We start from the raw sequence: 5538 nt of genomic DNA on the forward strand, positions 1-5538 counted from the left end.
GATGGCGCTGATCCAGTTGCCGAGCTTGGCATAGCGCAGCACGTAGATTGCCAGCAGCGAGAGACCGATGAACCACCACAGCGAGGTGTAGAACCGGAACGAGCCGACATTGAAGCTGCCGGCCAGCAGCGTCACGAAAAAACCCGGCTGGTCCCAGGATTTCAGCGGAAAGCCCTGCGTGATGTAGAGCGCTGCCCCACGCACCACGAGCAGCATCGACAGCGTGACCAGGAAGGACGAAATGCCGATCTTGGTGACGATCAGCCCGTTGATGGCGCCGATGGCGATGCACAGCAGAAGCCCGGCCAGAAGGGCGACACCTATATCCACGCCGCCGTTCTGCACCAGGAGCATGACGATGACCGGCGCCAGCCCGAACACGGCGCCGACCGACAGGTCGAACTCGCCCGCCGTCAACAGCAGCGTCATGCCGAGCGCGATGATGCCGAGCTCGGGCAGGAACGCCATCATGTTGGAGATGTTGAGCGGCGACAGGAAATTGGCATCGGCAACGGCGAACACCGCGAGCAGGACAATGAGGATGACGAGCGAGGAGAATTGCGGCGAGCGCATAAGGCTCGATCTGCGTTTCCCGACAGGCATTTCGTCTTCTGCGGCGATCATCATGACTGCTTGAACCATGCTTTGAAGAGACGCCCGCAGCTTACGCCGCGGGCACCGTTTTCACTTCGTGTCGTAGAGTTTCAGGATCGGTTCGACGCTCGAGGCGTCGTAGAGGCTGAACGTATGGATGTCGTAGCCGATCGGCTCACCCGAAGCGGCGAGCCCGAGCAGCGCCACCGGCATGAAGCCCTGCGCAGACGGGAACTGCCAGGCGGCCGCGTTGACGAAACCGGATTTGACGGCTTCCGCGGTTTCCTTGGAATTGCCCCAGCCGACGACCGGGATCTTGCCGGCCGGCACGCCGGCGCCGTCGAACACCCGCTTGACGCTGGCCGCGACGGAATCGCCAAGCGCGATGATCGCCGGCGGATTGTTGGCCACCATGTAGTCGGTCATCTTGGCAATGATGCCGGCCGGGTCGGTGCCGCAATCGACCACATCATATTTGATCCCCAACGGATCGAAGACGCTGGCGATGCCTTCGGTCTCCAGCTGCTGATAGCTGGCGCCGGGCACTTCCACCGGCAGGAACACCTTGTCGCCCTGCTTCACCATCTTGTGGTCGACAAGATACTTGGCCCAGATGACCCCCGCCTCCTTGAGATCGGCGCCGACATAGGCCTGCCGTCCGGTCGCCGGATCGTCTGTGTTGAAGAACACGATCGGGATGCCGGCTGCCTTGGCCGCCTTCACCTCTTCCGTCCACAAGCCCGGCTGGGCCGACGTGGTGGCGATGCCGTCGGGCTTGGCCGCAAGCGCGGAATTGAAGGCCTCCTTCTGCGCCGCCATGTCGCCGCCGCTGAATGAGATCTTGCAGGTCACCTTGAGCTGGTCGCAGGCTTTGGTCGCGCCGGCATTCCAGTCCAGCCAGAACGCATCCGACGGACCGCCATGCGACAGCAAGTAGAACGTCTTCTGGCCATCCTGCGCCATTGCCGGCGCGCTCAACGAGACGCCGGCGAGCAGCGTTACGGCAGCCGCCAGTTTCAATGCGAATTTCAACATTTTTTCTCCTCCCTTACTTTGGAACCGAACCGCGCCGCCGCGAACCAGCGGCGCGAGAAGGCCGTCACAGACCGTTGGCGCGGAACTTCCCGTCGAGGAATTTCTTGGCCCTCGGCACGTCGTCTTCCGAGAGATGCTCGATGATCACCGGGATGTTCGGATGCTTTTCCGCCAGCCGCTGGAGATAGAGGTCGTAGTTCAGCGAACCGAGGCCCGGTGCCGGCAACTCGATCTCACCGACGCCACGGAATGTATGGCTCTCCAGCGCGTCCTCGTCGCCGATATCGGCGTGCTTCTCGGACTTGTCGCCGCCCGAACGCTTGACGTCCTTGGCGTGAGCTATTCTGATCTTGTCGGTCAGCGTGTCGAACACCTGGTTCAGGATCTGGTCCATCCTGTCGATGTTATGCGTCTCGAAATAATTGGTCGGGTCCATCAGCAGACCGAGGCCGGGGTGATCGACCTGCGCGAACATCTTGACCGTCTCCTCGACCGAGCCGACGACGTTGTTGACATAGGTTTCGAGCAGGAAGACCGCGCCGTGGTCATAGGCCGTCTGGGCAAGGTCGGCGACCACCTTGCGGCATTCCTCGAACCCTTCCTCGGTCTTGTTCTTGGGGTGATGCACCCAGTCGGATTCGGTGTTGTAGGTGCCGGTTTCCGAGATCACATACGGGCTGCCGAAATGGCGGGCGTTGCGGATGATCTCTTTGAGGTAGCCGACGCGCTTGTCGCGCTCGGCCTTGTCCGGGTGGATGATATTTGTGTAGCCGGAAATGCAGCACACCGGCAGGTGATGATCGCGGAAGACGTCGCGCACCTTCTTGGCCTTGTCCTTGGTGATCTGCCCGGCCGACAGGTCGACATCCTTGAAGTGGAGGTCGAGTTGCACCGTGTTGAAATCGAGCCCGCGGATCTTCTTCGCCGTCTCTTCGAGGCCGTACGGGAAATAGCCCGTGAAAATACCTGCCTGCATCATGGTGTGAATTCCTCCCTGTAAGCGATTCAGTTGTTTGGTGTTTCAGCTGCGGTGATCAGGTAGCGATTTCGGAAAGCTTGACCGTGCGGGCCTCGTCGATCGAGCGGTAGCCCGCCTCGACCAGCGCCATGGTCTTGACGTTGTCGGCGACCGACAGCGCCGGCGGCGTGCCGGTCTTCACCGCGTGCTGGAGCTGCTCCATCACACCGATAAAGGCATGCGGGAACCACATCGTGTCCCAGCTCGGGCTGACCCATTCGCCGCCGGTCGTCTCGGTCGAAGCGTAAGTCAGCGTCGAGGCAGCGCCCGTCGGCCAGCCGATGGTGCCCTTCGCGACCCCCTTGCTGCCGTCGACGCGCCAGTTGATGTGCTGGTCGTCCTTGTAGCCATCCTGGCGCGGACCCGACCAGACATCCTCCAGCGACACGGCAAGCACGCCGGACGGGAAGCGCAGCGTCGACACGGTGATGCCGTCGGAGTGGTCGAATGTCGTGCGCGGGTCTTTGCGTGTCAGCGTGGTGATCTCGTCGGGATCGCCGAACAGGAAGCGCAGCACGTCGAGATGATGCACGCTCATATTGGCGAGCGTCAGCCGGTCATAATCCTCGAGAAAGCTCTGCCAATGCGGGATGGCGTGCATGTCGATCTGCGCGAAGACGATGTCGCCCAGCGCGCCGCTGTCGATGATCTGCTTCAAGACGCGCATCGATTGGTCGTAGCGCATGTTCTGATTGATCGAGAGGATCTTGCCGGCCTTGGCCGCCTCATCGCGCAGCTTGACCGCTTCCTCGACTGACAGCGCCAGCGGCTTCTGCGCCAGGATCGCCTTGATATGCTTCTGCCTCAGCGCGTGACGGATCAGCGCCGGCTGCAGGTCGGGCGGGAAAGCAAGGTCGATGATCTCGACATTTTCGTCCTCGATCAGTTTTTCCGGTGTGTCGTGGACGGTCGGAATGCCCCAGCGCGTCGCCACCTTATCGGCGCTGGCCCTGGTGCGCGAGGCGATTGCCACCACCGGGAACCCGGCTTCCTTGTAGGCGGCGAGATGGCACTCGGCCATGATCATGCCTGCGCCGACACAGCCGATCTTGTATTCCTTCGTGCGGACCTTCACGTCCGGCTCGAAGCCTTTGCTTGCCATCTCTTCCTCCCGAAACTCTTTCCTTGCGGCGGCCGTCATCGTGCCAACGCCCCGCCGCTCTGTTCGAAATAATGCACTCTGGCCGGCTCGCAGGATATCGCCACCATGGCATCCGGCCGGATGTCGGGCTGGCCGCGCAGCAACGCCTTCAGCCGCGCCTGCCCGGCAGCGAGCGTCACCACGGTGTAGCCGCCAAGCGGCTCGACCTCGAACACTCGCGCCGGGCGGCCCGGGCCCCCGTCCGCCCACGGTCTGACCTTGATGTCCTCCGGCCTCAGCCCGATCTCCACGGCATCGGCGGGCGCTGTCTTGTCGTCGATGCGGATCGTGCCTTCAGCCGCTTCGACACCGCCCTCGCCACGCGCCGATCTGAGGATGTTCATCATCGGCGAGCCAAGTAGCCTTGCCACATAGGTGCTGGCCGGGCGGTCGTAAATCTCTGCCGGCGTACCGATCTGCCTGATCTTGCCGTCCTCCAGGATGGCGATGCGATCGGCGACCGACATCGCTTCTTCCTGGTCATGCGTGACGTAGATCAGCGTCTTGCCGAGTTCGCGCTGGATGCGCTTCAGCTCGACGCGCGTTTCTTCGCGCAGCCTGGCGTCGAGCGCCGAGATCGGATCGTCCATCAGATAGGCATTGGGATCGCGCACCAGAGCCCGGGCGATCGCCACGCGCTGCCGCTCCCCGCCCGAAAGCTGTCCCGGCGGCTTGTGCAGGATATGGCCGATATGTAGCTTCGCCGCGACGTCGGTGACCCGCCGCTTGATCTCGGCCTCGGCGACCCGGCGTTCGACCAGGGGAAAGCGGACATTTTCGAGCCCGCTCATATGCGGGAACAGCGCCAGGTTCTGGAACACCATAGCCACGTTGCGCTCGGCCGGCGACATCGCGTTGACCGGCCTGCCTCCGATCAGGATTTCGCCGGTGTCAGGTGTCTCCAACCCGAGCACCAGGCGCAGGATGGTCGACTTGCCCGACAGCGGCGGACCGAAGAAGCAGAAGAACTCATTGTCGTTGACGGTGAACGAGGCGTCGTCGACGGCGAGTGTATTGCCGTAGCGTTTGGTCACATTACGGAAGACGATAGCGGCCATCTCAACCTGCCTTCATCGCAAGGCCGGTAGCGGCGTCGAAGACGCGCACCGACGACGTAGTGGGAGCGATGACAGCGGTGTCGCCGATAGCCAGCCCGACATCATTGTCGAACACCGTTTTCACAGCCGCCTCGCCCTGGCCGAGATGAACGATGGTGCGCGCACCGATCCGTTCGACAAAGGTCACCGGCATTGCGAGGCCCTGCCCATTCTGCACCAACGTCGCCTGTTCAGGCCGGAATCCGTAAAGCACCTCGCCGCGTGCACCACGCATGGCCGCTGCGAGTTCGCCCGGCAGCGGCGGCGTGACGCCCAACGGTCCGAGATCGACGACCAGTCCGCGGTCGCTCTCCGCCGGCCTGCCCTTGAGCAGATTCATGCCCGGCGCACCGATAAAGCGGGCGACGAAGACATTGGCTGGATCGTTGTAGACCTCGAGCGGCGTGCCGACCTGCTGCAAAACCCCATGATCCATGACCGCGATGCGGTCGGCCATGGTCATCGCCTCGAGCTGATCGTGGGTGACATACACCATGGTCTGGCGGAACTGCCGCTGCAGCTGCTTCAGTTCGGTGCGCATGACGGCCCGGAAAGCGGCGTCGACATTGGAGAGCGGCTCGTCGAGCAGGAAGATCGCCGGCTCCATGATCGCCGAGCGGCCGATCGCCACCCGTTGCAATATATTGACCGAC

5 protein-coding genes and 1 pseudogene are annotated in these 5538 nt (G+C 62.8%); all 6 read right to left on the reverse strand.

Translation table 11 applies throughout. The features are described 5' to 3' along the window. Positions 1 to 603, reverse strand: a 603-nt coding sequence (locus tag EN969_RS14710; protein ID WP_245467442.1) for an ABC transporter permease, incomplete at its 3' end; no start/stop codon positions are given. Positions 604 to 684: 81 nt separating this feature from the next. After that, positions 685 to 1629: a substrate-binding domain-containing protein gene (locus EN969_RS14715; RefSeq protein ID WP_024501562.1), complete on the reverse strand. Its 945-nt coding sequence runs from the start codon at positions 1627 to 1629 to the stop codon at positions 685 to 687. A 64-nt stretch (positions 1630 to 1693) separates the two neighbouring features. Further along, the gene (locus EN969_RS14720; protein ID WP_013530826.1) at positions 1694 to 2608 is read right to left on the reverse strand and encodes a sugar phosphate isomerase/epimerase; all 915 of its coding nucleotides are present in this window, start codon (positions 2606 to 2608) and stop codon (positions 1694 to 1696) included. A 55-nt stretch (positions 2609 to 2663) separates the two neighbouring features. Further along, on the reverse strand, positions 2664 to 3749 hold the full coding sequence (locus EN969_RS14725) for a Gfo/Idh/MocA family oxidoreductase (protein WP_063168538.1): 1086 nt from the start codon (positions 3747 to 3749) through the stop codon (positions 2664 to 2666). Positions 3750 to 3784: 35 nt separating this feature from the next. After that, positions 3785 to 4846, reverse strand: coding sequence for an ABC transporter ATP-binding protein (locus tag EN969_RS14730; RefSeq protein ID WP_127419208.1), 1062 nt, complete (start codon positions 4844 to 4846; stop codon positions 3785 to 3787). Between the two features lies 1 nt (position 4847). Further along, positions 4848 to 5538 (reverse strand): annotated as a pseudogene (locus tag EN969_RS14735) (sugar ABC transporter ATP-binding protein); the annotation flags it as partial.

The organism is Mesorhizobium sp. M7A.F.Ca.CA.003.01.2.1 (assembly GCF_003998945.1).
Taxonomy (GTDB): domain Bacteria; phylum Pseudomonadota; class Alphaproteobacteria; order Rhizobiales; family Rhizobiaceae; genus Mesorhizobium; species Mesorhizobium ciceri.